This is a genomic window from Streptomyces sp. NPDC006365 (genome assembly GCF_042870755.1).
Classification (GTDB): Bacteria; Actinomycetota; Actinomycetes; order Streptomycetales; family Streptomycetaceae; genus Streptomyces; species Streptomyces xiangluensis.
Genome location: NZ_JBIAHS010000019.1, coordinates 1 through 15,600, shown reverse-complemented (window position 1 = coordinate 15,600; position 15,600 = coordinate 1). Strand labels below are relative to the sequence as shown.

The following is a 15,600-nucleotide window of genomic DNA, read 5'->3' as shown; positions in this document are numbered from 1 at the left end:
GTCAGGCCAGTGCCTGACCACTGCCGGCCACGAACTCCGGGCGGAGCAGGTCGGTGAGGGTCTCGGCGGGCAACAGGCCCTTCTCCAGGACAAGTTCGGCCACGCCCCGGCCGGTGGCGAGGGCTTCCTTGGCGATGTCGGTGGCCGCGGCGTAGCCGATGTGCGGGTTGAGGGCGGTGACCAGGCCGATGGAGTTCTCCACGCTCGCGCGCAGCGCCTCGGTGTTGGCGGTGATGCCGTCGACGCACCGCTCGGCGAGGGTCACACACGCGTTGCGCAGGTGCGTGATGCTCTCCGACAGGGAGTGCAGGATGACCGGCTCGAAGGCGTTGAGCTGGAGCTGTCCCGCCTCGGCGGCCATGGTGATGGTGACGTCGTTGCCGATGACCTCGAAGGCGACCTGGTTGACGACCTCGGGGATGACCGGGTTCACCTTGCCCGGCATGATGCTCGAACCGGCCTGCACCGGCGGTAGATTGATCTCGCCCAGGCCCGCGCGCGGGCCGGAGGACAGCAGCCGCAGGTCGTTGCAGCTCTTCGACAGCTTCACCGCGATGCGCTTCAGCACGCCGGACATCTGCACGAACGCGCCACAGTCCTGGGTGGCCTCGACCAGGTTGGCGGCGGTGACCAGCGGCAGCCCGGTGATCTCGGCGAGGTGGCGGCGGGCCGACTCGGCGTATCCGGCGGGGGCGTTCAGGCCGGTGCCGATCGCGGTGGCGCCGAGGTTGATCTCATGGATCAGCTCGACGGCTTCGGCAAGCCGGGACCGGTCCTCGTCGATCATGACGGCGTATGCGGAGAACTCCTGGCCGAGCGTCATCGGCACGGCGTCCTGCAACTGAGTGCGGCCCATCTTGAGCACCTCACGAAACTCGACCGCCTTGTGGGCGAAGGAGTCCTGCAGCACGGCCATCGCCTTGAGCAGTCCGTGCACCGCGAACACCGTCGCGATCTTGACCGCGGTCGGGTAGACGTCGTTCGTTGACTGCCCGAGGTTGACGTCCTCGTTGGCGTGCAGGTACTGGTACTCGCCCTTGGCGTGGCCCAGCAGTTCCAGCGCCCGGTTGGCGATCACCTCGTTGGCGTTCATGTTGGTCGAGGTGCCGGCGCCGCCCTGGATGACGTCCACGATGAACTGGTCGTGCAGCTTGCCGGAGCGGATCTCCCGGCACGCTGCGACAATCGCGTCGGCTTTCTTCGCCTCCAGCAGCCCGAGTTCCTCGTTCGCGAGGGCGGCGGCCTCCTTGACGGCGGCGAGGGCGTCGATCAGGTGCGAGTAGGCCGAGATGGGGGTGCCGGTGATCGGGAAGTTCTCGGTCGCGCGCAGGGTGTGTACACCCCAGTACGCCTCGACGGGAACATCCCGGTCACCGAGAAGATCGTGCTCACTGCGGGTGACAGCGTTCATGGGTGTACGGCCTTCTCTCAGAGGGCATCGCTGGGCCTCCCGCACCGCTGTGCGCAAGGTTCCTGCTGTGTCACCGGCGTCGGCGTCGGCTCAGAGCAGCCGGTCCATCGCCTTGTAGTAGGCCCCGCCGAACGGCAGGACCAGGCCGTGCCGTTGCAGAAGGGCACGGGGACGGGGTGCGGTGGGTATTTCAGACGACGCGTTCGCCGGGGCACGAGGCCGCCATTTGCCGGTGATCACCACCCTCGGGCCGGGCCGGGAGCCGTTGACGAGGACCAGCGGGACCTCCACGGCGTGGTGCCCAGGTCGGCGGACAGGCTCCCGCGAGTCTTCTGGCCGGGCTGGGCCCGCAGCGAGCCGATGGTCAGGGTCATGTCTTACCTCATTCGAACTCAGGCCACGATGCGGCCGTTTGTGGTGATGAAGTCGATCGGCTGGGCGGTGCGGCCCTGAAGGGCGAGGTCCGCGGCGATGTCGCCCAGGGCGGGCGAGAGCTTGAAGCCCTGGCCGGAGAACCCGGCCAGCAGGACGATGTCGTCGCAGCCCGGCAGCGGTCCGACCAGCGGCCGGGTGCTGTCGGTGTAGCCCTCCATGAAGACGGACAGGCGCACCGGATCGGGGTTCAGGCCCGGCAGATGGCGGCGCACCGCCGCCGTGAAGGTCTCCAACTCCTCCGGCGCGACGGTCCGGTTCAGGCGGTTCGGATCGTCCACGGGCTGGTGGTGGGCCTGGGGCAGGCCCAGCTTGACGGCCAGGCCGTCCGGGGACGGGATGCCGTAGAAGGGGATGTCGCCGCGGCGGATGAAGGCGGGACGCTCCGCGTCTGCCGGGTGGTCCTCGTGGGGCAGGAACCAGGCGCTGATCGCGCGGTAGACGCTCACCTCCCACGGCAGGTCGGGCAGCAGGTCACCCACCCAGGGCCCCGGGGTGACGACCGCGGCGTCGAAACGCTCCATGCCGGTGTCGGTGCGGATTTCCACGCCTCCCCCGGCGACGGGAGTGACCTCCCGCACCGGGGTGTAGCGGCGGATGCGGGCGCCCAGCTCCTCGGCGCGCCGGGCCGCGGTCTGGACGGTCAGCTCGGGACGGATGAAGCCCGCGTGGCGGTCGAGAATCACCAGGTCACCGTCGTCGACCCGGAACTGGGGGAAACGCTTGGCCATCGCGCCGGCGTCGATCACCTCGTGGTCGAGGCCGTGCTCGGCGATGACGTCGACGACGGTACGCATCTCGTGGTCCTCGACCGGCCCCATGAACAGGGCTCCCGTCAGGCGCCGGAGCTCCCGCCCGGTCTCCGCCTGCAGCTGCTTCCAGAGAAAGTCGGCGTGCCGGACGAGCGGCACGTAGCGGCCGTCGTCGGTCTGCACGCTGCGGAAGACCCGGCTCTCACCGCCCGCGGCGCTGCGGTCGTGCCCGGGCGCGAAACGGTCGTATCCGACGACCTCGGCGCCCCGGGCCGCCAGCCGCCAGGCGGCCTGGCTGCCCACCGTTCCCACGCCGACAACGGCGACGCGCTTGCTGGCAGCTGACACAGGACTTTCCTTTCGTATCGTCGGGGCGCAAGCTGACCCCCCGACGCGGGCTGTCGATTCGAGGCGGTTTGGACGGGGCCCCCGGGCTTTTGGCAAGCCCCCGGCTCGCAACCGTCGTGTCTGGGAGTACTGGCTCAGTCCTGCGGATCGTCCGGGACGTGCCGCAATGTGGAACGATGTGCTGGAATATGGCACAGACAATGGCAGCGACTCGGAGGGGGGTCAAGAGGGTGTCGGGCAGGAGTTCCGAGGATCAACGGGAGAAACCGGATGTCGCAGAGCGCCCCCAGGTCACCGCGTGCCCGGGAGGCGGTCACCCGCACCAGCCCCGCACCGCCAGGGAGTTCGACGAAGCGGCAGGTGCCGCCGCCGCGACCGGCCTCAGCTTCCGCGGCCCGCGACCAGCCTGCCGTGAGGGCATGCAACCTCGACCGATTCGCGAAGGAGACGGTCCACCGTGGACGCCATCGACGAGAAGATCATCACTGAACTGACCCGCAACGCCCGCATCTCGCACTCCGAGCTGGCCGGCAAGGTGCTGCTGTCCCGCAACGCGGTGCGCCAGCGCGTCGAACGGCTGGAGCGCCAGGGCCACATAGCCGGCTACACCATCGTCCGCACCGGCGACGACACCGGCGATGTCGTCTCGGCGCTGGTCCTCGTCTACCGCCAGGACCGCATGCGCGGCGGCGACGTCCTGGCCGCGCTCAAACGCATCCCGGAGGTCGTCATCTGCGAGATCCTCAGCGGCGACTTCGACATCATGGTGCGCCTGGAGGCGGCCTCGCTGGAACGCGTACGAGTCATCTGGGAGGACATCGCCCAGATGCCCGGCGTACGGGACACGGTAACGGCGCTCACCCTGTCCAGGGTGGTCGACCGCCCGCGAGGAGGGCGGAGTTCGACGGCACCGGCGTGAGCAGCGCGGTCGTCTCTTCCCGGTCGAGCAGCCCGCCCCTGGAGCACCAAGTCCACCCTGTCCGTCCCGGCGCGAAAGCCTGTTCCGCGATCCTGGCGGCCGTAGGCGGAAGGCGGTCATCGGACCACTTCGCTGATGTGGTTGACGCAGACGACCTTGGGCTGGGTCATCTCCTCGAAGGCGAAGCGCACGCCCTCGCGGCCCATGCTGCCGTACTTGAATCCGCCGAACGGCATGGCGTCGAAGCGGTAGTCGGACGAGTCGTTGATCATGACTCCGCCGACTTCCAGCAGCCTGGCCGCGTTCAGGGCGCGGTCCAGGCGGGAGGTGAAGATGCCCGCGTGGAGGCTGTAGTCGATGGCGTTGGCCTGCTCGACGGCGTCCTCGAAGGACGTGAACGGCTGCAGCACGACGACCGGGGCGAACACCTCCTCCTGCCAGATCGAGCAGGTCGCCGGGACGTCTTCCAGGACGGTCGGCGCGTACAGGGAGCCGGTGGTCGCGTTGCCGCACAGCAGCACCGCGCCCTGGGCCACCGCCGTGTCGACCTTGGCCCGGGTGGCGGCCGCGGCCTCCTGGGTGATCATGGGGCCGACGTCGGTGCGCTCGTCGAGCGGGTCGCCCACGCGCAGCAGCTTGGTGCGAGCGACGAACGCGTCGCGGAAGCGCTCGTAGACCTCACGGGCGATCAGGATCCGCTGGGTGCCGATGCAGTTCTGGCCCGCGGCCCAGAACGCGCCGGAGACACAGGAGGTCACGGCCTCGTCCAGGTCGGCGTCGTCCATGACCATGACCGGGGCGTTGCCGCCCAGGTCCATGGCGAGCTTTTTCAGGCCGGCGGTGCGGGAGATGGCCTCGCCGGTGGCGAATCCTCCGGTGAAGGACACCATGCGCACGTCGGGGGCGGCGACGATCGCGGCGGCGATGTCGGCGTCGCCGTTGACGACGGTGACGATCTCCTCGGGCAGGCCGGCCTCGATGAGGGTGTCGACCAGCCGCAGCGCGGACAGCGGGGTCAGTGCCGACGGTTTCAGGATGACGGCGTTGCCGCCGGCGATGGCCGGGCCGAGCTTGTGGGCGACCAGGTTGAGGGGGTCGTTGAACGGAGTGATGGCGGCGATGATGCCCAGCGGTTCGCGGGTGAACCAGCCCTGCCGTTTCTCCGAGCCCTCGTAGGAGTCGAAGGGGATGACCTCGCCGGCGTTGCGCCGTGCCTCGGCCGCGGACAGGGACAGGGTGTTGACCGCGCGGGCGACTTCTTTGCGGGCCTGGGTAATGGTCTTGCCGGCCTCGTTGACGATCAGCTGGGCGAAGGACTCGGCGCGCCGCTCGATCAGGTGGGCGGCGCGTTCCAGAACCGCGGCCCTGGCGGCGCGGGACAGCGCGGCCGCGGTGCGGCGCCCGCACCTGGCCTGCTGCAGGATGCCGCCGATGGCGCCTGCGCCGACGGTGGGCACCGAGGCGATGACCTCGCCGGTGTAGGGGTTGTGCACGGGCGCCGTGTCGGTGCCCAGTTCGATGCCGGTGGGCACGACGGTGTCAGACACGGTGAGTCTCCTGGAGAGCGGGGCGCGCGGGGGCGGTGTCGTCGTCCGCGTGGCGCTGGTGGATGGCGATGATGTCCGACAGCAGGGCGTAGGCGGTCTCGATGCGGCCGGCGCCCGGCCCGGAGACTGTGACCGTGCCGAGGAGGTCGGTGTGGAAGGCGACCGCGTTGACCGGGCCCAAGATCCCGGCGAGCGGGTGCTGGGCGGGCAGGGCGAGCGGGGCGACGCGGGCATCGACGCTGCCGTCGTCGTGACGGGTGGCGGAGCCGACCAGCTTCCAGCGCAGCCCCTTCGAGGCGGCGTCCCGCACCTCGTGGGGGGTGATCGCGGAGATGCCCTCGCAGATGACGTCCTCGCGGCGCAGGTCGGCGCCGAGGACCTCGTTGGCCAGGATCATGACCTTGAGCTGGACGTCGTGGCCCTCGATGTCCGCGGTGGGATCGGCTTCGGCGTACCCGAGCTTTTGGGCTTCGGCGATGGCCGCCGAAAGCTCGATGCCCTCTTCGAGGCGGCCGAGGATGTAGTTCGAGGTGCCGTTCATGATGCCCTGGACGCCTGTGATCTCCAGGCCGCCGAACATGCGCTCGGCGGTGCGCAGGAGGGGGGTGCCGCTGAGTACCGAGCCCTCGAACTCGAAGCCGACACCACGCTCGGCAGCCAGCTGCTTCAGTGCGCGGCCGGCGAGTGCGACCGGTCCCTTGTTGGTGGTGCACACATGCTTGCCCGATTCCAGGGCCCAGCGCACATGCGAGAGGGCGGGCTCACCGTCGGTGGGGTTGGTGAACGTCGCCTCCACGACGATGTCGGCCGGGACCTCGCGGATCACCCTCTCGTTGCGCGGATCAGCGCTGCCGCCGGCAAGGCCCGCGAAGCTCAGCTCCCCGGGCTCGGCGGCCAGCAGCGGCGCCAGATCGATACCGTCGGTGTCCACCAGGGAACCGGCCCGCAGATCGGTGATCGCCACCACCCGCAGGGCGAAACCCAGCTCCTTGGCCAGGCGCTCCCCGCTCTGGGATACGAGTTCGGCAAGCGCGCGATTGACGCCGCCGAATCCGATGAGGGCGAGATCGTATCGGCCCATGAGATCGCTCCTTCGCAGTCCGCCGCCTTCACGGTGCGGCTGCTCAGAGCCTCACTTCTCCGCCTGTCACCTGCTCCATGTCGCAACGGCCACCACGCATGCCGATCTGCCGTCTCCTATGGCGATTCGCCCACAGCGCCTTGGGTAACACCGCGCTGGAGAAGGCCGGACGGCCTGTACGGGGGCGGGGCGACGGGCGCCACTGCTCCACAAGGCGTGCGGTTGAGGCCGCCGCAGACCGTGTCCGCGCGCTTCGACACGGCGGCAGTGCGCCCGCCGCCCTCGCGTCGCCGAGTCGCTCAGCCGTCGGTCGGGTTGGGTGACTTCCAGCGACAGGGAAGCGCACCGCGAACCAGCGTCAGTTCCGGTTCGCCGTGCGCGTCGGGCTCGCCGAGCACCGCCGTGAAGGCGTCGGTACGCACCGTCAGGCCATCCGGCGAGCGCTCGCACTCCACGCTCAAGGGCTCCGCCGCCTCCGGTCCGTAGCGCACCGCGAAGACGTCAAGGTCCTCCGGTGCGCCGGGTGCGGGGCCCGCTTCGAGGGCGGTGGTCGTCATTACATGGCTCCAGCCCTCGTCGGGGTTGCCGTAGCCGCGGGGGTCGAGGGCGAGCTCGAAGGCCACCTGTTGCTGGGTGACTTCGTGCCGGGCGTCGAAGCTGTCCGGGCTGTCGGCCGGCGGGTGCGTCAGCCGGAGGTCGCCCGCGGCCGCGACGGGCGGCAGCTCGCCGGTCCTGCGGAACCGGTCGCCCTCCGCGACGACGTACGGCATCCCGGCTAGCAAGTACCGTTCACCACCCAGCCGTTCGACGACGACCGTCATCCACAGCCGGGTGCCGTCCGTGACGTACAGCGACTGGAGATGGCGCAGCACATGGTCCCGTCCGACGACGGGCTTGCTCACGAGCTTGGCCGCGAGGTCCCCGAAGCGGTGGTCCCGTACGCGTACCGCGCCCATCGGACGGCACAGCAGGAAGCCGTCCGTCACCGGCCCGAACCCGTGCTGCCGGTCGACGGCGCCGGCCACCAGCACCGAGCCGCCCGCCTCGATCACAGTGGGCGTCATCCGGTCGTCGAACGACACCGTGACCGTGCCCGCACGCAGTTGGTGGCAGGCGGGTTCCGTACGCGGTGTGCGGTGCCAGCGCGTGGCGTCCTGGATCTGCCACACCAGCATGAACGCGAAATGCCCGTCCACGCCTCCGTCCGCTCCGACCGCGTGCCGGGCCCAGCGGCTGTCACCGGCGTAGCGGCCGATGTCGGCGCCGATGCGCCGGCTGAAGTACCGCAGTCCCAGGACGGATTCGAAAGCGGAGTGCTGCTCGCTGTAGCGCGGCCCGCCGATATCGAAGCCGCTTCCGGCCAGCCGCGCGTCGATATAGCGGGCGAGTGCGTCGCCGTCCTCGGCGACGACTCCCTCACCGCTGATCCGGTGCGCCTGGGCGAGGAAGGACAGCGAGATCGGCCCGTAGTTGTTGTCGTACGCGCCGCCGTGCTCCGGGGGCAGCAGCGCGCCCCGGTCGCGGACGCGGTGGGCGCGGATCTCGTCGGTGTACAGGCTCATCGCCCGCGTGCGGACCGACTCGCCCTCCGCGGAAGGGAGGTGGCGGGCCAGCATCAGGCCGCCGACGACGCAGCCGATCGCCTGGTTGCCCGCCTCCTGCGGGTTGAAGAACGTCACCTCGGTCAGCCAGCGCCAGTACCCGCGGGCCAACTCCACGAGCCGGTCGTGCTGTTCGTCGGTAAGGAGCCCGTCGGCCGTGCCGAGGAGGTTCACCGCCTGGAGCAGCGCCCACACCGTGCTCGGCCAGTCGCCGATGGGGTGCGCACCCGGCTCCAGTACGTAACGCGCGTACCGCTCACGGGAGTTGTGCACCCTGAGGTTCGGGTAGCCGGGGTTGTCCTCGGTGAAGACCCGCTCGCGCAGGTGGAACTCCGTGCTGCGGCGCACCGCCTCCGGCAGCCGCGGGTCCTTGGTGCGCTGCCAGGCGAGCGCCAGCAGGGAGGTGATGCCGAGCGAGGTGTCGCCGATGTCGTCCAGGCAGTCGGGGTGTTCGAGGTTGCCCTCGGGCGTCATCCGCTCCAGGGCCTGCTCGACGACGTCGGCGAGGACCGCGTCGTACGTCTCGGGGCTGTCCGGCAGGTCGTGCAGCGGTCCGCGCTGGTGCGTGAGGTACACGGGAGGGGACGTGAGGCGCACGGTGATCAGCCCTTCGTGCCTGGGGTGGCCATGGCGTGGTTCGTCAGGATCACACCACAGGTGCGGGTCGCCGGGCACGCAGTGCGACGGTCAGTGTGTGCGGGCCATGTCCACCGATGTAGACACGGTTCCCGGTCGTCGCGTCGGTGCCGCCCGCCACGGTGTAGTCCTGACCCGGGTCGTACCGCAGTACGTCGCTCCGGTCCGGCCCGGCGAGCGGTTCGCCTGCCTCGACATCGGCCTCGACCCGGATCTCGTCGTCACCGACCCGGTAGGTCATCGGCCCGGTCGTCAGGCACCAGCGCCCGTCGCCGATCGGTACGGCGCCCTCTGGCACGCCGCCCGGCCGGAAGGTCAGTTCGAGGGCCCAGGGCACCCGTGGTCCGCTGATGTCGATCCGCAGGTCGGCACCGTCTTCCCTCAGGTCCGCCTCGACGCGGGTCGTGTGTGAGACGTCGTCACGAGGCCGGTCCGGGAAGGCCATCGCGGCCGAGAAGCGTCCCTCGTCCGCCATCCGGTAGGCGCCGTCGTCCCGCCTCTGGTCCGTCGGGAGCGGTTGGTAGTAGGCGGCCGTGAGGGTCTCGGTGAGCCGGTACCGGTTGTCGGCGAGCTGTTGCATGCCGGCGGCGCGGAACGGGCCCAGGTCGAAGAACCCCCGGCTCAGACGGACCGCGTCTAGGACGGCGTCGCCGGCGAACAGGCGAAGGAAGGTGGGGTTGCAGGCGAGGCCCGAGCGGATGCGCCGGTGCTCGGGCACGTCGGAGCCGCCGTACGCCACCGTGTGCACGTCGGCCGAGGCGTGTGCGGCGAGGCGTGCGGTGGTGATGTACCGGTCGCGCGGAAGTGTCTGTGCGGCCGGGGCAGGCAGGGCGCGGCACAGGTCCGGGGTGAGGAGGGTCTGGGCGAGCAGGTCGGGGTCGTCGATGCCGCCCGTGGCCGCCAGCCGCGCCGCCCGGCCGAAGTCGCCCCGACCGGTGCGGATCGCGAGCAGCCGGTAGTGCGGCAGGTAGGGCGCCAGCGGGAACGGGTGGTTCTGGTCCTGCCGTCGCGAGTGGACGGTCTCCACCGTGCCGTCCGGCCTGATGAGGTCCAGGGTCGTGGCGAGATTGCGTTCGACGGCGTCCAGCAGGTCGGCACGGCCGAGCACGCCGGCCAGCAGCAGCAGCGAAGGGTTGGACACGTGGGCCGCGTAGTTGGCGCTCCGTTCCGAGTACAGGCCCTCCGCGTCGATGTCGACGCCCTCGGAGAGCCACTCCTCGACGCGGTCGAGCAGCCGGTCGTCGGGGAACGACCGGTGCAGCCGGGCCAGCGCCGCGCACAGCTCCCAGCGGTGGTTCGGGGTGTGCACCCCACCGGTCAGGAGACTGCCGGAGGCGGCGCCGGCGATCTCGGCGAGCGCGGCCGTGACATCGCGCAGTTCCGGCCCCGCGCCGGCCGCGAGGACGTGCGCGTCGCACACGTCGTTGACGGTGAAGGCGGAGTCCGGCGGTGACTGCACGTTGTCGCCGCCGGCGAAGAGGCCGGTGGTGGTCTGCACGGCCCGCAGGGCGCGGAGGTGGGTCATCGCGGCGGCGATGGCCTGCCTGCTGCCGTGCAGTGCCGAGTCCGGGGAACGGTATGCCGCGACCAGGGTCTTCACCCGGCGCGCCAGAGCACGGTGCGGCACACCCGCGGGTTCCTCGTCGGGGCCGGCCGCCAGCGGGGCGGCCGGCCGGTCGGCGGCGCGGGCCGCCGCGCGGACGAACTCGTGGTCGAGCGGGGTGGGCAAGGTCAGTCCTTCAGTCCGGCGTTGATGTCGGCATTCATGACGTAACGCTGGAACACCAGGAAGACGACGATCAGCGGGATCATGGAGATGACCGATCCGCCGAGCACCACCGACCAGTTGATGTTCTGCGCCCCGACGAGGCTCTGGATGCCGATCTGCACGGTGAACTTCTCGGGGTCGTTGAGCATCAGCAGCGGCCAGATGTAGTCGTTCCACCGCCACTGGAACGACAGGATGGAGAGCGTCAGCATGATGGGCCGGGAGATCGGCACCATGATCCGCAGGAAGATCGACAGCTCACGCGCCCCGTCGATGCGGGCGGCCTCGATGAGCTCGTCCGGGACCGTCAGGAAGAACTGGCGGAACATGAAGCATCCGGTCGCGGTGAGCAAGGCCGGGAAGATGATGCCCGCGAGCGAGTTGTAGAGGCCCAGGTCGCGGACCACCAGGAACTGCGGGGCGAGCATGACCTCGGACGGCAGCATCGTGGTGGCCAGGATGCAGATGAAGAACACCTTGAGCCACTTGTTGTCGTACTTGGCCAGCGCGTATCCCGTGCAGCAGCTGACTCCCACCGTGAGGATCGTCGCGATCACACACACGATGGCCGTGTTGATGAAGTACCCGGAGAAGTTGGCGCCGTCCCACGCTGCCTTGTAGCCCGACAGGGTGGGGTCGTCCGGAAACAGCGCCAGCGAGGAGAACAGGTCTCCCGCCGGCTTGAAGGAGCTGAGGACGAACCACAGCACCGGAAACCCGTAGACGGCCGCCAGGACCCACAGCAGTGTCGTCGCGGGCACCGCGCGCCGAAGCCCACCGCTCCGCGCGCTGCGGGGCCGCTTCTTGGAGACGGCCCGTACGGAATCGGCGTCGACCTTGCGCGGCATGTCTGTGGTTGTCATCGGTTCTCCACCCGCCGGTTGACGACCAGCTGGATGATCGCGACGGCCATCAGGATGAGCATGAGCACGAACGACGCGGCGCTCGCGTAGCCGATCTGGCCCGATTTGAAGCCGGTCTGGTAGATGTACTGGACAAGCAGGTTGTTCGACGTCCCGGGTCCGCCGTTGTTGAGGGAGGCGAACAGCGGGTACTCCTTCATCGCGTGGATCGTGTTGAGCAGGATGACGATGAAGGAAGTGGGCGCGATGCTCGGCAGTGTGATGCTGACGAACTGGCGCCACGGACCGGCGCCGTCGAGCGCGGCCGCCTCGTAGTACGACTGCGGTACGTTCTTGATCGCCGCGATGAACAGCAGCATCGAGAAGCCCGTCCAGGCCCAGGATGCCGCCACCACCACGACCAGCAGCGACAGGTCCGCGTTCGACTGCCACGGAACGGCACTTCCGCCGAACTCCTCGATGACGTGGTTGACCAGTCCGAAGTTCTCACCGAACAGCCACCGCCACAGGACACCCACGACGATGGGCGACAGCAGCCACGGTATGAAGAAGAAGACGCGGGCGACCGATACGCCCTTGGCGTGCTTACTCACCAGCACGTTGGCGATGAGCAGCGAGAACACGAAGTTCAGCGGAACGAAGAGCACGGTGTACAGCAGCGTCCGGGTCAGCGCGTCGAAGAAGGTGGAGTCCCCGGCCAGGTTGCTGTAGTTGTCCAGTCCGACGAACTGGAACGCCCCCACGCCCGTGTAGTTCGTGAAGGAGTAGACGAGCCCGATCACCGCCGGCCAGACGAAGAACAGCGCGAAGAGCACGACATTGGCCGCGATGAGGGCGAGCGGCGCAAGGGTGTACTTACTGCGTCTCCTGGGCGGGCTCGCGGACACGTCCGGGGCGAGTTGGGTCATCTTCCTGACTCCGTGCTGGTGGAATGGGTTCCTGTGGCTTAAGGCCATGAGCCCGGCATCGCGTGGGTCCCGAGGCCGGGCGGCGGTGACTCGACCCCGCCGCCCGGCCCGTCGGCCTACGATCAGCCGCCGACCTGCTGGTTGTAGCCGGCCACGATGTTCTCCAGGGCCTTGTCGGCCGACTGCTGGCCGTTGATCGCCTTGCCGAGCTCCGTCGGGGTCGGGTCCTCGGTGATGCTCTTGCCCTTCAGCGCCCACTCCGTCTGCGCGCGGTTGAAGTAGCCGGAGATCGGGTCGTAGAGCGGGATCGACTCGTTGTAGAGCTTGAACGCCGCCTGCGCCGCCTCGGACTTGAAGGGGTACTTCGGGGTCAGGCCGGTCTCGACCGGCAGGAACCCGGACGCCTCGCACAGCGCCTGGTAGTGGGCCGGCTCGTACAGCCAGGACAGGAACTTCTCCGCGGCGGCGGCCGCGTCGGCGTTGTTGTTGAAGCCGACCGTCATGCCGCCGCTGTTGACGTCACTGGCCTGCACCGGCTGGGCGGGAGTCGGGACGCTCGCCCACTCGAACTTCGTGATGCTCTCCGCGTAGGCGGCGACCTGCCACACGCCGGACCAGTAGGCGACGACGTCACCGCTCTGGAACATGGCCGACGGGTCGGCCTCGCTGGTCCACACCGACTTCGGCATGGTCTTGTTGTCGTTCAGTCCGACGAAGTAGTTCACGGCTTTCTTGGTCGCCTCGTCCGCCGAGAACTTGCCGGAGTCGTCAGCGTGGACGTACTTGCCGCCCATCTCGTACACCATGGCGCGGAGCCGGGACGGCGACGGGTCGAACGTCAGGGAGTACTTGGCGTCGGTCTTCTCCCGGACCTCGTCCGCCGCCTTGATGAACTCGGTCCAGGTCCAGGTCTTCTCGGGCGAGGTCGGGTAGGAGACTCCGGCCTTCTCGAAGAGCGACTTGTTGATGAACATGCCGGACGCGGTGATGTCCGAGGGGATGGACAGCACCTTCCCGGACGAGTCCTTGGCGACGAAGTTGCCGTTGATCTTGTTGCTCTTCTTGTTGGCGATGGAGCCGAGGTCGATCAGCTTGTTCGCCCAGATCGGGTCCAGCTTCGGCACGGCCGCCACGTCGGGCAGGGAGTTCGCCTGCGCGGCGTTGCGCAGCTTCGCGTCGTAGCCGTCGTAGGGAATGTTGACGAGCTTGACGTCGACGCCGGTTTCCTTCTTGTACTGCGCCACCATCTTCTTCCAGCCCGCGTCCTGCCCCGGAACCGTGGAGATCCAGAACGTCAGCGACTTGGAGGTCCCGCCCGAGCCGGAGTCCGACCCGCCGCAGGCGGAGAGCAGAAGGGCACCTGCCGTGGCCACGGCAGCGAGGGGGACCAGGCGGCGTATGCCGCCGCGGCCGAGTCGGCGGGAGCGCCGCACACCCACAGTGGTCATCTTCGATCCCTTTTCGTGGTTGGGGACGGAGCACGGCGCCGACGAAGGCGGCACGGGTGCAATGTGCAAGAAAGTTCGCTTTCCGAGGGCGCGGCCTCGCCCGGCCGCGTCATCCTGACGGGCGAGGGTCCCCGGCCACTGTGGCCGTCGCCGCACAAGCACGCCCTGGTGCGGTTGCCGTACGTCGAGTACGGGCGGGACGCTCGACCCAAGCCGGCGTCCCGACCGACCTAGAAAGCGCTTGTCCGGACATTGGCAGAAGCCTGTGGAGTCCGTCAATGCTTCACCCGCACCCCTCTGGTCACGGTTTGGAATCCACTCTCCGGTCGCGGTTTGGCTTCCACTCCGCCGGTCACTGTCTCGATGCCGCGGGCCACGGCCAGCCGGGCCGCCCCCACCACGGTGCCGCTCTCGCCGAGCGCGCTGTTCACGACCTCGGTGGGCCAGCTCAGCCGGGCGAGTTCCGCCCGTACACCGGGCAGGAGCTGGGGGTCCTTGCCGATGGCGCCACCCAGCACGATCAGGCCGGGGTCCAGGACGGCCGCCGCCGCCGCGGCGAGCCGGCCGATCTCGGCGGCATGGCGGCCGACGACGGTGCGTGCCGTGGCGTGCCCCTCGCCGGCGAGGGCGAAGAGCCGCTCGGCGGTGCGGGGGCACGGGCCGTCGGCGTCCTGCCAGGCGTCCGCCGCCCGGCGCAGCAGGGAGCGGGCACCGATGTGCTCCTCCAGGCCCTCGCGGCGGGGTTCGCGGTCCCCGTCCCACGGGTAGGGCAGCCGGGCCACCTCTCCGGCGGCGCCGTTCGCCCCGCGCAGCACCTGGCCGCCGATGACGACCCCGAGGCCGATGCCCACGCCGATCCGCAGATAGCCGAAGGTGTCCCGGCCGTGGGCGGCGCCCTCGTGCAGCTCGGCGAGCGCGGCGCAGTTGACGTTGTTCTCGACGTGTACGGGAACGCCCGGCGGCAGTGCGACGGCCATGGCGTCGAAGAGCGGGCCGGCCTTGGCGGTCGCCGGACGCGCGCCCGTGCCTTCCGGGTCCTGCGTGATGACATCGCCGACGGCCACGACGACCGCGCGCAGCGGGGCGCCGGTGGGCAGCTCCTTGAGGACGTGGCGTACGACGTCGGCGGCGTCCGGCCGGGTCCCCGTCCCCTCGGCGAGCAGGGTGCCGTCCAGGGCGCAGCCGCGCACCCGGGTCACGGCGGGCCCGAGGTCGACGGCGAGCACGGCCCCGGCGGCGGGACCGAGTCCGTAGACGGCGGCGGACCGGCCAGTGGCGCCGGAGACGGTGCCCGAGCGCTCGGCCAGCTCGGCGGCCTCGAGTTCGGCCACGGCGGAGGAGACGGTCGGCTTGGACAGGCCCGCACCGGCTGCCAGTTGGGGGCGGGTCGCGGTACCGGCCGCTGCGAGTACGGCGAACACCGCGCGGGCGCTCTCGCTCAGGTCCATGGTCTCCCTCAGATCGTGCCGCCGGGTCCGGTCGCAGAGTCGTACAGCACCGGGATTCCCATGCGTTCTTCTTGACGCACCCTACTTCGTTAGTTAACTTCCTAACGAAGTCAAGCGGTACTCGCCTGCCGCGCACCATCAGAAGCCTGTCCCGGGGCTTCCCGACCGCTTCGTGAGGTATCGACTCCGGCCTTCAAGCTGCGCCGCCAGACCCCTTCAGACTCGCGTCCCGACTGCGGGTCGTCCGCGGTCGGTCGCGCGGTGCACCCGCGCCTTTGAAGTGCACCCCCACCGGACCCGCAGCCGCCCATCGGCGGACGGGGCGTGGGGGGGGGGGGGGGGGGGCGCGCCCCCCCCCGGGGCGGGGGGGAACCACACACCCCCCCCCCCAACCCTCAACGACAACACCCCCCCCCCCCCCCCCCCCCCGCCCCCCCC

At 69.9% G+C, this 15,600-nt stretch carries 12 protein-coding genes; 1 reads left to right on the top strand and 11 read right to left on the bottom strand.

What is annotated here, in order from left to right:
- Position 1: 1 nt before the first annotated feature.
- The 3 genes from aspA to solA form a co-directional block, all read right to left on the bottom strand.
- Positions 2-1,411, bottom strand: coding sequence for an aspartate ammonia-lyase (gene aspA / locus ACFYO0_RS36470; protein WP_388684914.1), 1,410 nt, complete (start codon positions 1,409-1,411; stop codon positions 2-4).
- A 90-nt stretch (positions 1,412-1,501) separates the two neighbouring features.
- Positions 1,502-1,702, bottom strand: coding sequence for a hypothetical protein (locus ACFYO0_RS36465; RefSeq protein WP_388684913.1), 201 nt, complete (start codon positions 1,700-1,702; stop codon positions 1,502-1,504).
- Positions 1,703-1,803: 101 nt separating this feature from the next.
- A complete protein-coding gene (solA, locus tag ACFYO0_RS36460) occupies positions 1,804-2,943 on the bottom strand; it encodes an N-methyl-L-tryptophan oxidase (protein ID WP_388684910.1) in 1,140 nt (379 codons plus the stop codon).
- Positions 2,944-3,400: 457 nt separating this feature from the next.
- On the opposite strand from solA, the gene ACFYO0_RS36455 reads away from it, so the two are divergent.
- On the top strand, positions 3,401-3,862 hold the full coding sequence (locus ACFYO0_RS36455; RefSeq protein ID WP_388684907.1) for an Lrp/AsnC family transcriptional regulator: 462 nt from the start codon (positions 3,401-3,403) through the stop codon (positions 3,860-3,862).
- Positions 3,863-3,978: 116 nt separating this feature from the next.
- Here the strand turns inward: ACFYO0_RS36455 and ACFYO0_RS36450 are convergent, their stop codons facing one another.
- The 8 genes from ACFYO0_RS36450 to ACFYO0_RS36415 form a co-directional block, all read right to left on the bottom strand.
- Positions 3,979-5,409 carry an aldehyde dehydrogenase family protein gene (locus ACFYO0_RS36450; RefSeq protein WP_388684905.1) on the bottom strand — a complete coding sequence of 477 codons (1,431 nt, stop codon included), beginning with the start codon at positions 5,407-5,409 and terminating at the stop codon, positions 3,979-3,981.
- Positions 5,402-6,490 carry a homoserine dehydrogenase gene (locus ACFYO0_RS36445; protein ID WP_388684902.1) on the bottom strand — a complete coding sequence of 363 codons (1,089 nt, stop codon included), beginning with the start codon at positions 6,488-6,490 and terminating at the stop codon, positions 5,402-5,404. Before ACFYO0_RS36445 ends, ACFYO0_RS36450 begins: the two co-directional genes overlap by 8 nt.
- A gap of 299 nt (positions 6,491-6,789) precedes the next feature.
- Entirely contained in the window at positions 6,790-8,667 is a 1,878-nt protein-coding gene (locus ACFYO0_RS36440) for a hypothetical protein (RefSeq protein WP_388685253.1), read from the bottom strand.
- Positions 8,668-8,737: 70 nt separating this feature from the next.
- Positions 8,738-10,456 (bottom strand): hypothetical protein, encoded by a 1,719-nt coding sequence (locus tag ACFYO0_RS36435; RefSeq protein WP_388684901.1) that lies wholly within the window; start codon positions 10,454-10,456, stop codon positions 8,738-8,740.
- 2 nt (positions 10,457-10,458) lie between these two features.
- On the bottom strand, positions 10,459-11,358 hold the full coding sequence (locus ACFYO0_RS36430; protein ID WP_388684900.1) for a carbohydrate ABC transporter permease: 900 nt from the start codon (positions 11,356-11,358) through the stop codon (positions 10,459-10,461).
- A complete protein-coding gene (locus ACFYO0_RS36425; RefSeq protein ID WP_388684898.1) occupies positions 11,355-12,266 on the bottom strand; it encodes a carbohydrate ABC transporter permease in 912 nt (303 codons plus the stop codon). The genes ACFYO0_RS36430 and ACFYO0_RS36425 overlap by 4 nt, the downstream gene beginning before the upstream one ends.
- A 122-nt stretch (positions 12,267-12,388) precedes the next feature.
- Positions 12,389-13,714 carry an extracellular solute-binding protein gene (locus tag ACFYO0_RS36420; RefSeq protein WP_388684895.1) on the bottom strand — a complete coding sequence of 442 codons (1,326 nt, stop codon included), beginning with the start codon at positions 13,712-13,714 and terminating at the stop codon, positions 12,389-12,391.
- A gap of 275 nt (positions 13,715-13,989) precedes the next feature.
- Positions 13,990-15,162: an ROK family protein gene (locus tag ACFYO0_RS36415; RefSeq protein ID WP_388684893.1), complete on the bottom strand. Its 1,173-nt coding sequence runs from the start codon at positions 15,160-15,162 to the stop codon at positions 13,990-13,992.
- Positions 15,163-15,600 lie beyond the last annotated feature (438 nt).

Coding starts and splice junctions, on each gene's coding strand:
- ACFYO0_RS36430 (WP_388684900.1), bottom strand. CDS start 11,358: ATGACAACCACAGACATGCCGCGCAAGGTCGACGCCGATTCCGTACGG.
- aspA (WP_388684914.1), bottom strand. CDS start 1,411: ATGAACGCTGTCACCCGCAGTGAGCACGATCTTCTCGGTGACCGGGAT.
- ACFYO0_RS36445 (WP_388684902.1), bottom strand. CDS start 6,490: ATGGGCCGATACGATCTCGCCCTCATCGGATTCGGCGGCGTCAATCGC.
- ACFYO0_RS36415 (WP_388684893.1), bottom strand. CDS start 15,162: ATGGACCTGAGCGAGAGCGCCCGCGCGGTGTTCGCCGTACTCGCAGCG.
- ACFYO0_RS36425 (WP_388684898.1), bottom strand. CDS start 12,266: ATGACCCAACTCGCCCCGGACGTGTCCGCGAGCCCGCCCAGGAGACGC.
- ACFYO0_RS36420 (WP_388684895.1), bottom strand. CDS start 13,714: ATGACCACTGTGGGTGTGCGGCGCTCCCGCCGACTCGGCCGCGGCGGC.